Source organism: Pseudomonas frederiksbergensis (assembly GCF_003732665.1).
Classification (GTDB): Bacteria; Pseudomonadota; Gammaproteobacteria; order Pseudomonadales; family Pseudomonadaceae; genus Aquipseudomonas; species Aquipseudomonas frederiksbergensis_G.
In genome coordinates, this window is the sequence record NZ_MOBP01000001.1 from 577,872 (window position 1) to 591,536 (window position 13,665).

Genomic DNA, 13,665 nt, shown 5'->3' on the forward strand with positions numbered 1-13,665 from the left:
TATATCGCCCACAAACAAAAACAGGCTGATGCATGTTCAATGCATCAGCCTGTTGTTCGTTACAGCAATGTTTTATTGCTTGAGGAATTCACCCCCCAACGTCACGACATCACCATCGAAGTTAGTGCGCGAGCCCGCGGCCCGTAGTCGGGAATAATTGTGATCCGGCGAGAACAGTGTCCAGGCTTGATAACCGGTGCCGTCATTCAGCCCGGTGAGGGTGATGATGGTCGGTTGGCCGGTGCTGTTCTGGAAGTGATAGTGCCCATAAGCGACATCGTAGTTCACCCCGCCCTGGCTCAGCTTGCCGCTGAAGGTGCCATTCGAGTCATTACCATCGGTAATGACCAGTTTGGCGCCAGAGTTCGAGTTTACGTAAGTACCATTAATGCTCGACATGGTTCGACTTCCTTTATCTATTAAATAAGTGTCTTCCGATGAGAGCAAGTTTCCTCCTGGAAACTCACGAAACTGAGCATGGTTCGACAATCGTTTGTTGTCCACGGCAAAACACACTTATTGTTCGACAAAAATGCGATATCAACTATGCAGAGTCTTTATAAGTTATTCCGAAAAATTCAAACGTTACTTCCATGAAGACTAAGCCGGCTCAGAAGTCATAGCGACCGGTCAGCCCCAAAGTCCGAGGCGTGCCCAGCAAGCCTTCATAACCGCCGTTACCACCGGTCCACAGCGTCGTGTAGTAGGTTTTATCGAACGCGTTTTTCAGCCACAGCGATACATCCCACTGCCCCTGATTGAAGTCGCCGCGCAGGCCTGTGGATAAGTTGACCACGGCATAACTCGGGATCTGCCCGTAGTCGGAATCCTCCACCGTACCCACGGCTTTGGAGCGGAACGCGTAGCTGGCGGTGACGTACTCTTCGAAGCCGTTGCTCAGGTTCCATTTGTATTCGCCGTTGGCGTTGCCGATCCATTTCGAGGCGCCGACCACTTGGTGGCCGCTGAGGTCGCAAGAGGCCGGGGCGCCGGGCTGCAAACTGACTTCCGGCGGGCACGGTGCATCTTTATAGGAGAGGTAGCTGACGTCGTTGAAGGAGCCGTTGAGGTTGAGGGTCAGGCCGCGCAACGGGATGATCGTGCTTTCGACTTCCACGCCGCGAGAGCGCACGGAGCCGGCGTTGGTCAGGTATTGCACGCGGTTGACGTCGTCGTAGGCGTTGGTCTGGTAGGCGTTGACCTGGGTCCAGAACAGGTTGGCGTTAAGTTGCAGGCGCTTGTCCCACAGGGTGCTTTTGAAACCGAGTTCGGCGTTGTTGGCGCGCTCGGTGCCGATCAGCAACGAGTCAGCGCCTGCGGTGGGTGCGGAACCGACCACGAGGTTTACGCCGCCGGATTTTTCGCCGTGGGACAGGGTCGCGTACCCGAGCAAGTCATCGGTGAAGCGGTAGCTCAGGTTCAGCAAGCCTGAAGGGCTGGAGCTGTACTGATTCAAATCCCCGGAGTCATAAGCCCCGGCGCGACCGCGTCTGGCGGTGGCCGCCGCGCCCGTCACCGCCGCGCCGCCGAGTGGCGCATCTCGCGTCACCCATGCGTTTTTCTCTTCATAGGTGCCACGCACCCCGGCGGTGAAGTCCAGCCGTGGAGTGAGGTGCCAAGTGCCTTGGGCGAACAGCGCAAAACTGTTGGTTTCGATATGGCCGTTGCCGACGCTATCGACGTTGGCCAGCGCACCACGGGGCGTGCCGTTCCAGATGTCCGCTTGCGGGCCGTAATAGGCGAAGGATTTGTTGTCCAGGTCCGAGCCGAAGTAGTAGGCGCCGAGCACGTAATCGAAGAATTCCCCCTTGGGCGACGCCAGACGAAACTCTTGCGAGTACTGCTTATCTTCCACCGAGACCCCGGCGTTGTAGCTCGCCGGCACGTTCAGGCCATCGTCGTTGCGCGGGGTGAAATTCCACCAGCGATAGGCGCTGATCGAGGTCAGGGTGAAGTCGCTCGGCAAGGTCCAGTTGGCCTCCACCGACGTACCGCCCTGATGCACGGTGACGTGTTGATCGTTGTCGAGGTTGACCTTGCGGTGGGAGCCATTGACCAGCGTCGCCCCCGCCGCAGCGGCCCGAGATTCGTAGAGATTGACGCCATTGATGGTCGGCCCGGTGTTGTACAGCACACGGGTGCCGGCGCTGGAATCCTCTTCGTTGTAATCACCGATCCAGCGCAGGTTGAACGACTCGTTGGGCTTGAACAACAACTGCCCACGCAAGCCCTCGCGAGAACCGCCGTTCAACTCATGGCCGTTGAACTCGTTCTTGATGTCACCATCGCTGCGGCTGCGATACGCGGAAAAACGCCCGGCGAGTTCGTCGTTCAACGGCCCGGAAATCGTGCCCTTGGTCTGGAAGTAACCGTCCTCGCCCACCGAGGTTTCGATGCTGCGCTCCGGGGTAAACGACGGCGCGCGGGTGTTGATGTTGATCACCCCGGCGGTGGTGTTTTTGCCGAACAACGTGCCTTGCGGACCGCGCAGGACTTCGAGCTGTTCGATGTCCATCAAGTCGAACACCGCCATGCCCGGCCGCCCGAGGTAAACGTTGTCGATGTAGAGCCCGACGCTGCCTTCCAAACCGTCACTGGCCGGATTGTTACCGAGGCCACGAATCGACACGCTGGACTGACGTGCATGCATGTAGGCGACGTTGACGCTGGGCACCAGTTGCTGCAAATCCTGGATGCGATAGACCCGCTGGGTTTCCAGGGCCTGGCCGCTGACCACGCTCATCGGCGTCGGCACGTCTTGCGAACTTTCTTCGCGACGGCGGGTGGTGACGGTCACGGTTTCCAGTTGCGAACTGTCAGCGGTGGTTTTGCCAGCGGGCGCCGCTTCCGGCGTCGTGCTGTCAGCCGCATAAGCCTGGGCACTCCCCGCCAGCAACAGGGCCAGGGGCAGGCGTTTGAGCCGTCGGGGCGAGAGGGGCGAGGCAAGGTTCAACGGACTCATGGGGCGGCTCCTGGTCAAAAAAAACGCAGTGACATTCAACAATGCATATTCTTTTAAGTTATTTTTTTATGTTTTTACAAAGATTTACTGCATAAGAGATTGCCTTTATAAGGAATCCACCTGATGCATATCCAATGCATTCGCCCGATATTTTTTATGTGAAAAATGCATATCGATTTGCGCCAACTCCGCCACTTCATCGCCCTCGCCGACCAGCGCAGCTTTGTCGCGGGCGCCTTGGCGGTGAACCTCTCGCAATCGGCCTTCAGCCGCAGCATCCAGGCCCTGGAACACAGCGTCGGTTGTCAGTTGGTGGATCGCGGACGCAAGGACCTGGCGCCGACCAAACAGGGCCAGGTGTTGCTCGAACATGCGCGACGGTTGGTCAGCGGCGCGCAGCAGATGGCCAACGAGATCAGCCAGTTCAACGGTCTGGAGGCTGGCGAGTTGCGCTTCGGCTGTGGCCCGGCGCCCGCGGCGGGGTTGATCCCGCGAGCCATCGGCAGTTTTATCGGGCGCTATCCGAAAGCGCGAGTGCAGTTCCAGGTGGACGATTGGCAGAGCCTGAGCAAGCGCCTGCTGAGCGAGGAGTTCGAATTCTTCGTCGCCGACACCCGCTATTTCGAAGCCGACCCGGACTACCTGACTCAACGCCTGCGCCCGCGCAAATGGCATTTCTGCTGTCGTGCCGGGCATCCATTAGCGGGGCGCGAAAGCGTCACTGCTGCAGAGTTGATGAGCTACCCGATGGCGGTCAGCATTCGCCCGCCGAACCTGCGCAAAGTCATCGTCGACTTGAGCGGCCGCCCGGATTTCACGCCGAATGTGGAATGTGAAAACAGCTACAGCCTGCTGAGCGTGGTGATGCGTTCGGATGCCATCGGGATTGTCGGCGCTTATTCAGATGCGCTGCATTTGGCTAAGGGTGAGTTGGTGTGTTTGAAGATTGATGGGTTGGCGGATGATCTTGAAGAGCTGTACACGCGGTACGGGATCGTCAGCCGCGCCGGGTATCGCTTGTCGCCGTTGGCCGAGGCGATGATTGCGCAGATCAAGGAGATTGATCAGCGGGATGAGGAGGTGTGTTCGCTCGACAATTTGGCCGTTTGATCGGACGCCTTCGCGAGCAAGCCCGCTCCCACATTGGAATGCATTCTCCTGTGGAAGCGGGCTTGCCCGCGAAGAGGCCAGATCAAACACCGATGCACCCACTGCATAAACCCCATTCCCCAAATGCACTTGCCTCAACCCCGCCCCACCAGCGAAAACCCTCGCCTGTCTTTTGATCGGTGAACCCCATGCCCAACACCCCAAACCCTGTGCGCAATGTGCTGTACATCATGTGCGATCAACTACGCCGCGATTACCTGTCGTGCTACGGCCACCCGCATTTGCACACGCCGAATATCGATCGCCTGGCCGCCGCCGGTGTACGTTTCAGCCGCGCCTACACCCAAGGCACAATCTGCGGGCCGTCGCGGATGTCGGCCTACACCGGGCGCTATGTCAGCAGCCACCAAGTGGCGTGGAACGCCGTGCCGTTACCCCTGGAAGAACTGACCATCGGCGACTATCTGCGCCCCCATGGCATCCGCACCGCGCTGGTGGGCAAGACCCACGCCACACCCAATCTGGATGCCTTGCAACGGCTGGCGATCAATCCCTCCAGCGAACAAGCCGAAGTGCTGAACGAAGTCGGTTTCGAAGCCTTTTTCCGCCACGACGGCATCTTCCCCGACGACCCGATTTTCGACGACAAACGCGAGTCCGCGCCCTACACCCATTACTTGCGCGAGCACGGTTTCGAGGGTCGCAACCCTTGGCACGACTGGGCCAATGCCGCCCAAGGTGCCAATGGCGAAATCCTCAGCGGCTGGAAAATGCGCAACGCCCATCTCCCCGCACGCGTCCCCGAGCAGCATTCCGAAACCGCCTACACCACCGACCGCGCCATCGACTTCATCGCCGAGCAAGGCGCGCAGCCGTGGTGCCTGCACCTGTCGTACATCAAGCCCCACTGGCCCTACATCGCCTCGGCGCCGTACCACGCGCTGTATGGCGCCGAGCAGGTGATTGAACCGGTGCGCGCAGCGGCTGGGGAGGCGAGCGATCACCCGGTGTACAACGCGTTTCGCCAGCATGAAGAAAGCCTGAATTTTTCCCAGGACGAGGTGCGCTTGAACGTGGTGCCGACCTACATGGGGCTGATCAAACAGGTCGATGATCAGCTCGGGCGGTTGTTCGATTTTCTGCAGAGCAATGGTCGCTGGGACGACACGCTGATTGTGTTCACCAGCGATCACGGTGATTTCCTGGGTGACCATTACCTGGGGGAAAAAGAGTTTTTGCTGGAGCCGGCGGTGGGGATTCCGTTGATCGTGCGCGACCCGCGTGTAGCGGCGGATATCACCCGGGGGTCGGTGGATGATCGGCTGGTGGAAACCATTGATGCGTTGCCCACATTCCTTGAAGCCCTGGGTTTGCCGAGCGCTGAACATCGGCTCGAAGGACGCTCACTTATTCCGCTATTGCACGAAGTGGAGACCGACTGGCGCCGCTATGCGATCAGCGAATACGACTACGCCTTCCAGGCCCCGGCGCGGGAGCGTCTGGCGCAGCCGATCGACCGTTGCCGCATGACCATGGTGCGCAGCGAGCGCTGGAAGTATCTGGCGTATGACGGGTTTCGGCCGCAGCTGTTTGATCTGCTGAACGATCCGCAGGAGTTGCGCGATCTGGGCGCGGACCCGGCGTTTGCCGCCGTTCGCGAAGAGCATGCGGGGTATCTGTTTGAGTGGGTGCGCGGGTTGAAACGGCGCACCACCATCAGTCATCAAGAGATTGATTTGCGCGGGCAGCGGTTTCGTTATGGCGAGCCGGAAGCCGAGAAACTGGTCCAAATCGGCGTGTGGTAACCCAATCAAATTGTGGGAGCGGGCTTGCTCGCGAAGGCGGAGTGTCAGTCGGTAAAAATGTTGACTGACACACCGCTTTCGCGAGCAAGCCCGCTCCCACAGGGGACCGTGTTTTACGCGCCTTTAATGGTTTGGCTGCGCTGCCCCGCCACTCCAACCGGCACCTCCCCCTTCAACGTCACTCGCCGCACGATCCGGTCCTGCGTCCCATAGTCATCCACCGCGTAATGCTGGGTGGATCGGTTATCCCAGATCGCCACATCACCGGCCTTCCAGCGCCAGCGCACGGTGTTTTCCAAACGCGTGACGTGGCTTTGCAGCAGCCCGAACAAGTGCGCTGAATCCGCTTGGGAGTAACCCTTGATGCGTTTCACGAAATGCCCCAGCAACAAGCTCTTCTCGCCGCTGATCGGGTGCACGCGCACTACCGGGTGCTCGGTTTCGTAGACGGTTGAGGTGAAGATCTTGCGGTAGCGCTCCAGCTTCTCCGCCGACACGTCGGGCTTGGCGCCGGCGTAGTCGTATTCGTTGCTGTGCACGGCGGTGAGTTTGTCCGCCAATTCCCGCAGTTCCGGCGCCAGTTCGTTGTAGGCGGTGGCGGTGTTGGCCCAGAAGGTGTCGCCGCCGAATGCCGGGGCCACTACCGAGCGCAGGATCGAGGCTTTCGGGTAGGCGTCGACGAAGGTCACGTCGGTGTGCCAGGAGTTGGCGCGTTGGCCTTCAGCGCCGTCCAGTTCCAGCAGGTAACGGGTGCCGTCGCGCACCGGCACGGTCGGGTGCGCCACCGGTTCGCCGAGCAAGTGGGCGAAGGCTTCCTGGCTCTGATCGTCGAGCTGGGTCTGCTCGCGGAAGAACACGACTTTGTACTGCACCAGCGCCTGCTGGATGGCTTCGACGGTGCCGGCGTCCAGCTCACCGGAAAGTTGCACGCCACGGATCTCGGCGCCGATCCGACCGGCCACCGGATGGATTTCAAGCGCGTGAACAGCGGGTTTTACAGCTAAAGCGGCATTGCTCATGGGTAGACCCTCGATCGGACTGCTGACGGTTGAACGGCAACTAAGCATTGCTCTATCTATATTCAATTTAGGTCTAATAGATATTCACATGCTTCGTTGACGGAATAAGAGCTTGCATTTAAAACCTCAAGCAACCTTCGTCGCAAATGCCTTCGAGCTATTTTTAGGATGCCGCAAAAGCATATGGATCTTCGCCAGTTGCGCTACTTCATCGCCCTCAACGAACACCGCAGTTTTGTCCGTGCGGCTGACGCCATGGGCATCACTCAACCGGCGTTCAGCCGCAGTATCCAAGGGCTGGAGCAAGAGTTCGGCTGTGTTCTGGTGGACCGTGGCAACAAGGATTTGCGCCCGACACCTGAAGGCCAGGTGGTGCTGCAACATGCCCTGACCCTGGTGCAAGGCGCGGCGCTGCTCAGCGCCGAGGTGACGCAGATGACCAAGCTCGACGCCGGTGAACTGCGCTTCGGTTGCGGCCCCGCGCCGGCGGTGAAACTGGTGCCGGATGCGGTGGCGCAGTTCATCAATGCTCACCCGAAAGTGCGCACCTGTTTTCAGGTGGATAACTGGGAAAAACTCAGCCGCGCCCTGAGCCGCGAAGAGATCGAATTCTTCATCGCCGACATCCGCCATTTCGAAGCCGACCCGAACTTCCAGACCCAGGCGTTGACCCCCAAGCGCGGGGTGTTTTTCTGCCGGCCGGGGCATCCGTTGCTGGTCAAGGACAGCCTGTCGACCAACGACATGTTCGACTATCCACTGGCGACCACATTGATCCCGCCGGGCATTCGCAAATTGCTGGCGAACCTCAGTGGGCGGATGGATTTTTCACCGACCATTGAGACCGAGCACTTCCCGGCGCTGGTGAAGATTGTGTTGCAGTCGAATGCGATTGGCATCGGCACCGAAGAGGCGTTTGTCGAGGACATTGCCCAGGGTTCGCTGGTGCTGCTGCACTGGCGTAATTTGCCGCAGAACGTCGAGAGCATGAATGCGCGGTGCGGGATTGTCAGCCGCACCGGGTTCCGGTTGTCGCCAGCGGCGCGGGCGATGATTGAGACGTTGGTGGCGGTGGATAAACAAGAGATTAGCGTCGCGGTTTAGGGCCTCTTTGCGAGCAAGCCCGCTCCCACATGGGTTCTGTGAACGACGCAGAAACAATGTGGGAGCGGGCTTGCTCGCAAAGAGGCCCGCACAGACGCTAGAGATTCAGAGCTTGGCAGCAGCCAACTCCGGCACCACCCAATCCTTCACCTTGAACGGCTTGCGAATCAGCTTCTGCTGCGAGGCCAGATCCACCGCATCCTGCAATTTCCCCAGGAACACCGGGTCCAGGGTCGACGGGAATACTTCGCTCAATTTCTGATCCTGCAAATCCTGCTGCAGAATCACCGGCGGGTAACTCGCCAGCCCTGACACCAACTGAATGTACGCATCCTTGTTGCTGTCCTGAGTCAGCCAGTCCACTGCTTGCTGTTGCGCCTTCAGCAGTTTCGCCACGACGTCGGGATGTTCGTCGACAAACTTGCCGGTGCCCACCAACACAGCCTGCACACTGCCCGCCCCTCCCAAATCCTTGGTATTCAACGGCAACTCGGCCAGGCCCTTGGCTTGCAATGCGGTCAGCCCGGAGCTGCCCCAGGACGCATCGATCTGCTTGGCCGCCAACGCTGCGACCGCGCCGTTGAAGTCCAGATTGATCACCTTCACATCCTTCTCGCTCAAACCCTGGCTGGCCAGCGCCGCATCGAACGACAACTGCGTAGCGGTGCCACGGAAGATCGCCACCCGTTTGCCTTTGAGGTCTTGCAGCGTCTTGATCCCCGAGCCGGGCACCACGCCCAGATACTGTTTCACCCCGCGTGCGGAGGCGCTGAGCAGCCGCGTGTCCAAACCGTTGGACTTGCCAATGATCGCCGCAAGGTCACCCAGATAGGCGAGGTCCACCTGACCGTTGGCGAACGCTTCGTTGATCACCGGACCGGCGCCCTTGAAGAAACTCCACTGAATCTTGACGCCCTGATCGGCGAAGGCTTTTTCGTAGATCTGCTGGTCGCGCAATACATCCGCGATGCCGCCGCCACTGTGTTGGGTGCCGGCGCTAAGGTCGGGCACGGCGATCCTGATTTCCTTGAGTTCGTCGGCGTTGGCGGTGAACGCCAGCAACCCCGCCAGGGCCGGAACGGCGAACAGACTGATGACACGTTTGAAGGGACGATTCATGGGTGTGGCTCCTGGTGGCGACGGCGTTGAGGAGCAGAACGTAGGCTGAATCGGGGTCAGCACTTAAATACTATAAATTCACATTTTTATAGCTTTTGGATCTATGCCAGTTAACGCGGGGGTCTTGGGCGGGTATGCATAAACAGCATCGAAAATATTCTTCGAATGCATTGGATGCGTGTGGCCTGGAGGCCTTAAATGGCTTGGCTTATCTCTCAATAGTATTGATTAAGTTTTTTATAGATCGATTTTGCATACACCTAAAACCTGTGGGAGCAGGCTTGCTCGCGAAGACGGAGTGTCAGCCACCATCAATGTTGGATGTGTTGACGCTTTCGCGAGCAAGCCCGCTCCCACAAGGGCAGGCCAGTTTTGCAACCCGACAACGGAGGTCATCCATGGCCCGTGTTTCCCTTCTCAGCCTGCCGCTGGCCGCCCCGCCGCTCAACGGTCGGCGCCTGTGGCCCAGCCTGAGCCAACGCCTGTTGCCTTGGCTGTTGCCGATCAGCCTGTTCGCCCTGTGGTGGCTGGCCAGCCGCAATCACTGGATGAGCGAGCAGATCCTGCCAGCGCCCTCATTGGTGTGGAACAGCGCGGTCGAACTGTCCCAGGGCGAATTGTGGAGCCATCTGTGGATCAGCCTGCAACGCCTGTTCTGGGGCTTGCTCGCCGGGGTCAGCGCCGGTGCCGTGCTGGGCGCGGCGCTGGGTTTCAGTCGGCGTCTGGAACGTTTGGTGTTCCCGACGTTCGCCGGGTTGGCGCAAGTGCCGACCCTGGCCTGGATTCCGTTGTTCATGGTGTTTTTCGGCATCGGCGAAGTGTTGAAACTGGTGGTGCTGGTCAAGGCCATCGTGGTGCCGGTGACCCTGCACACGCTGGTCGGCGTGCGGGATGCACAACCCAAACTGCGTGAAGCCGCCGCCGTGCTGCGCCTGCCCACCCGCTTGTTGATCCGCCGCCTCATCTTGCCCGCCGCGCTCCCTGCGTTCATGGCCGGCGTGCGGCTGGCATTGGCCGCCGGTTGGACCTCGTTGCTGGCGGTCGAGCTGTTGGCGTCCAGCGAAGGCATCGGTTACCTGATGGTTTGGGCGCGGCAGTTGTTCATGCTCGACATCGTTTTCGTGGTCATCGTGGTGATCGGTTTTATCGGTGTGGCCATGGATCGCGGCATCGGTCTGCTGGACAAAAAACTGGTGCACTGGCCGCATCCGGCCACCGCCGAAATTCGTCGCGGGCCGCGTTATGCCGGTTGGCAGCGAGTGCAGCCGTGGTTGTTGCCGCTGGCGCTGCTGGTGTTGTGGCAAGTGACCACGGATCAGCAGTGGATCGACGGGAATATTCTGGTCAGCCCGTTGGCCGTGTTGGCAACCACTTGGCACGGCTTGCTCGATGGCACGCTGCTCGGCGGCATGGCCCTGAGCCTGGGCCGCACCCTCGGCGGTCTGCTGCTGGGCGGCGGCCTCGGGTTTGCGCTGGGCTTGCTGCTGGGACTGTCGCGCACCAGTGAGCGGGTGCTCGGCCCGACCCTCGCCGCCATCCGCCAGATCGCGATTTTCGCCTGGGTGCCATTGCTAACCGCGTGGTTCGGCCTGGGGGAGTTGGCCAAGTGGGTGTTCGTCGCCCTCGCCGCGTTTTTCCCGCTGTTCATCGCCACCCAACGCAGCGTCGCCAACCTCTCGCCGCAACTCAATGAAGCGGCGCAAGTGCTGCGCCTGAATCTCGGCCAGCGCCTGCGTCGCTTGGTCTTGCCCGGTGCCGCGCCGGGGATTTTCGCCGGCCTGCGCCTGAGCCTGATCTACGCCTGGCTCGGCACCATCGGCGCCGAATATTTCATGCCGTCCAACGGCGGCATCGGCAGCCAGATGATCGGCGCGCAACAACTGCTGCGCATGGACCTGATCATGGCCGGCATGCTCCTGGTGGGCCTGACCGGCGCCCTGCTCAACCTTATCGGCCAACGCCTGGAAATCCGCGCGACCCGCTGGAGACACGCATGAACGCACCGATTGTCAGCTTCAACCACGTGGGCAAATCCTTCGATGTCGACGGCTTTGAACTGGAGGCCATTCGCGAATTCAACCTGGAAATCGCCGAGGGCGAATTCGTCGCGATTGTCGGCTCCAGCGGTTGTGGAAAATCCACTTTATTGCGGCTGTTGGTGGGGCTCGACACACAGTTTCGCGGGCAGATTACCGTGGACGGTAAAGCGGTCAGCGGCATCGGTGGCGAGCGTGGGATCGTGTTTCAGGAACATCGATTGTTCCCGTGGCTGACAGTGGCCGACAACATCGGCCTGGGCTTGGTCAACGAGCCTTTAAGCACCGAGCAAAAGCAAAAACGCGTAGAGGATTTCATCGAGTTGGTCGGCCTCAAAGACTTCACCCGCGCCTATCCGCACCAGCTCTCCGGGGGCATGGCGCAACGGGTGGCGATCGCTCGCGGCTTGGTGGCCAGCCCACGGATTCTACTGCTGGACGAACCCTTCGGCGCCCTCGACGCCCTGACTCGCCAACAGATGCAGGACGAGCTTCTGGCGATTCGCAGTCGCGCAAAAATCACCACGATCCTCGTGACTCATGACGTCGAGGAAGCGATCTTCCTCGCCGACCGCGTGGTGGTCATGGAGCCCCGTCCCGGCCGCATCAAGCAAGTGGTCGACATCGCCTTGCCCCACCCGCGCCAGCGCAGCAGTTTCGACTTCCACCAATTGCGCGAGGAGCTGCTGCACGAGCTCACCAGCGACGACCACTACCAACCGACCGTGCCGGTGCAGATCCGCGACCTGCCGCTGTCCTTCATTGCCTGCTGAACAGGAGATTTTTGATGCCGCAACGTCCCAATTTTCTGGTGATCCTGGCCGATGACCTGGGCTTCTCCGACATCGGCGCGTTCGGTGGTGAAATCGCCACGCCGAACCTCGATGCCCTGGCCAACAACGGCCTGCGCCTGACCGATTTCCACACGGCACCCACCTGCTCGCCGACACGTTCGATGCTGCTCACCGGCACCGACCACCACATCGCCGGCATCGGCACCATGGCCGAGGCGTTGACCCCGGACCTGATCGGCAAACCGGGTTACGAAGGTCATCTCAACGACCGCGTGGTGGCGTTGCCGGAACTGCTGCGCGAGGCCGGTTACCAGACGTTGATGAGCGGCAAATGGCACCTGGGCCTGACTGCTGAACTGGCGCCGCATGCGCGGGGTTTCGAGCGCTCGTTTTCGCTGCTGCCCGGCGCCGCCAACCACTACGGTTTTGAACCGACTTACGATGAACAGACGCCGGGGCTGCTGAAATCCACCCCGGCGCTGTACATCGAAGACGACAGGTTCGTGGATGAACTGCCGAAGGATTTTTATTCCTCCGACGCCTTCGGCGACAAGCTGTTGCAGTACCTGAAGGAGCGGGATCAGACCCGACCGTTCTTCGCCTACCTGCCGTTTTCCGCGCCGCACTGGCCGTTGCAGGCGCCGGCCGATGTGGTTGAGAAATACCGTGGCCGCTATGACGCCGGCCCGGAAGTGCTGCGACTTGAGCGTCTGGAAAAACTCAAATCCCTGGGGCTGATCGACGCCGATGTCGAACCGCATCCGCTGATCCAGCTCAACGCACAATGGGACGCCTTGAGCGACGAACAACGGCAGGTTTCCGCACGGGCCATGGAGGTTTATGCGGCGATGGTCGAGCGCATGGACTGGAACATCGGGCGCGTCGTCGATTACCTGCGCAAACAGGGGCAACTGGACAACACGTTTATCCTGTTCATGTCCGATAACGGCGCCGAAGGGGCGCTGCTGGAAGCCTTCCCGAAATTCGGCCCGGAGCTGCTGACGTATCTGAATCAGCATTACGACAACAGCCTGGACAACATCGGCCGCGCCAACTCATACGTCTGGTACGGACCGAGCTGGGCCCAGGTCGCGACCGCGCCGTCGCGGCTGTTCAAGGCGTTCACCACCGAGGGCGGGATTCGCGTGCCGGCGCTGGTGCACTACCCGCAACTCTCGCTCAAGGGCCAGATCAGCCATGGGTTTGGCACGGTGATGGACATCACGCCGACCATTCTCGACCTGGCCGGTGTGCGCCATCCGGGCAAGCGTTGGCGTGGCAAGGACGTGGCGGAACTGCGCGGCAAATCGTGGCTGGGGTTTCTGTCCGGCGAAACGGCGCAGGTGCATGACGAACACACCGTCACCGGGTGGGAATTGTTCGGGCGACGGGCGATTCGGCAGGGGCAGTGGAAAGCGGTGTACATCCCCGGGCCGGTGGGGCCGGCGACCTGGCAGCTTTATGACCTGGGGAGTGATCCGGGGGAGATTCATGATTTGGCGCTGTTGCAGCCGGACAAACTTACGACGCTGATCGAGCATTGGCAGCGGTATGTGGATGAAACCGGGGTGATCTTGAGTGAGTCGCCGTTTCAGCCGGATTGATGTTGCCTGAGCCGACGCTTTCGCGGGCAAGCCCGCTCCCACAGGGGATCTCGGTTGCTCACAATCATTGTGGTCACCGAAGATCCAGTGTGGGAGCGGGCTTGCTCGCGAA

At 60.4% G+C, this 13,665-nt stretch carries 10 protein-coding genes; 6 read left to right on the forward strand and 4 right to left on the reverse strand.

Features of this window, described 5'->3' with window-relative positions:
* Positions 1-72 precede the first annotated feature (72 nt).
* Together BK665_RS02715 and BK665_RS02720 are read right to left on the reverse strand one after the other, a co-directional pair.
* The gene (locus BK665_RS02715) at positions 73-399 is read right to left on the reverse strand and encodes a hypothetical protein (RefSeq protein ID WP_123402729.1); all 327 of its coding nucleotides are present in this window, start codon (positions 397-399) and stop codon (positions 73-75) included.
* Positions 400-610: 211 nt separating this feature from the next.
* Positions 611-2,962 carry a TonB-dependent receptor gene (locus BK665_RS02720; RefSeq protein ID WP_123402730.1) on the reverse strand — a complete coding sequence of 784 codons (2,352 nt, stop codon included), beginning with the start codon at positions 2,960-2,962 and terminating at the stop codon, positions 611-613.
* A gap of 165 nt (positions 2,963-3,127) precedes the next feature.
* Here BK665_RS02720 and BK665_RS02725 point away from each other — a divergent pair, with 165 nt between their 5' ends.
* On the forward strand, positions 3,128-4,072 hold the full coding sequence (locus tag BK665_RS02725; RefSeq protein ID WP_123402731.1) for a LysR family transcriptional regulator: 945 nt from the start codon (positions 3,128-3,130) through the stop codon (positions 4,070-4,072).
* Positions 4,073-4,260: 188 nt separating this feature from the next.
* On the forward strand, positions 4,261-5,877 hold the full coding sequence (locus BK665_RS02730; protein WP_123402732.1) for an alkaline phosphatase family protein: 1,617 nt from the start codon (positions 4,261-4,263) through the stop codon (positions 5,875-5,877).
* A gap of 113 nt (positions 5,878-5,990) precedes the next feature.
* Here BK665_RS02730 and BK665_RS02740 read toward each other — a convergent pair whose 3' ends face one another.
* Positions 5,991-6,896: a TauD/TfdA dioxygenase family protein gene (locus BK665_RS02740; RefSeq protein ID WP_123402734.1), complete on the reverse strand. Its 906-nt coding sequence runs from the start codon at positions 6,894-6,896 to the stop codon at positions 5,991-5,993.
* Between the two features lie 183 nt (positions 6,897-7,079).
* On the opposite strand from BK665_RS02740, the gene BK665_RS02745 reads away from it, so the two are divergent.
* Positions 7,080-8,000, forward strand: a complete 921-nt coding sequence (locus BK665_RS02745; protein WP_123402735.1) for a LysR family transcriptional regulator — start codon at positions 7,080-7,082, stop codon at positions 7,998-8,000.
* A gap of 105 nt (positions 8,001-8,105) precedes the next feature.
* Here the strand turns inward: BK665_RS02745 and BK665_RS02750 are convergent, their stop codons facing one another.
* Positions 8,106-9,119 (reverse strand): ABC transporter substrate-binding protein, encoded by a 1,014-nt coding sequence (locus BK665_RS02750; RefSeq protein ID WP_123402736.1) that lies wholly within the window; start codon positions 9,117-9,119, stop codon positions 8,106-8,108.
* A gap of 398 nt (positions 9,120-9,517) precedes the next feature.
* Between BK665_RS02750 and BK665_RS02755 the strand changes: the two genes are divergently transcribed.
* The 3 genes from BK665_RS02755 to BK665_RS02765 are packed head-to-tail and all read left to right on the forward strand — an operon-like array spanning position 9,518 to position 13,553.
* Entirely contained in the window at positions 9,518-11,116 is a 1,599-nt protein-coding gene (locus BK665_RS02755) for an ABC transporter permease (protein WP_123402737.1), read from the forward strand.
* A complete protein-coding gene (locus BK665_RS02760) occupies positions 11,113-11,928 on the forward strand; it encodes an ABC transporter ATP-binding protein (protein ID WP_123402738.1) in 816 nt (271 codons plus the stop codon). Before BK665_RS02755 ends, BK665_RS02760 begins: the two co-directional genes overlap by 4 nt.
* A gap of 14 nt (positions 11,929-11,942) precedes the next feature.
* On the forward strand, positions 11,943-13,553 hold the full coding sequence (locus BK665_RS02765; protein WP_123402739.1) for an arylsulfatase: 1,611 nt from the start codon (positions 11,943-11,945) through the stop codon (positions 13,551-13,553).
* Positions 13,554-13,665 lie beyond the last annotated feature (112 nt).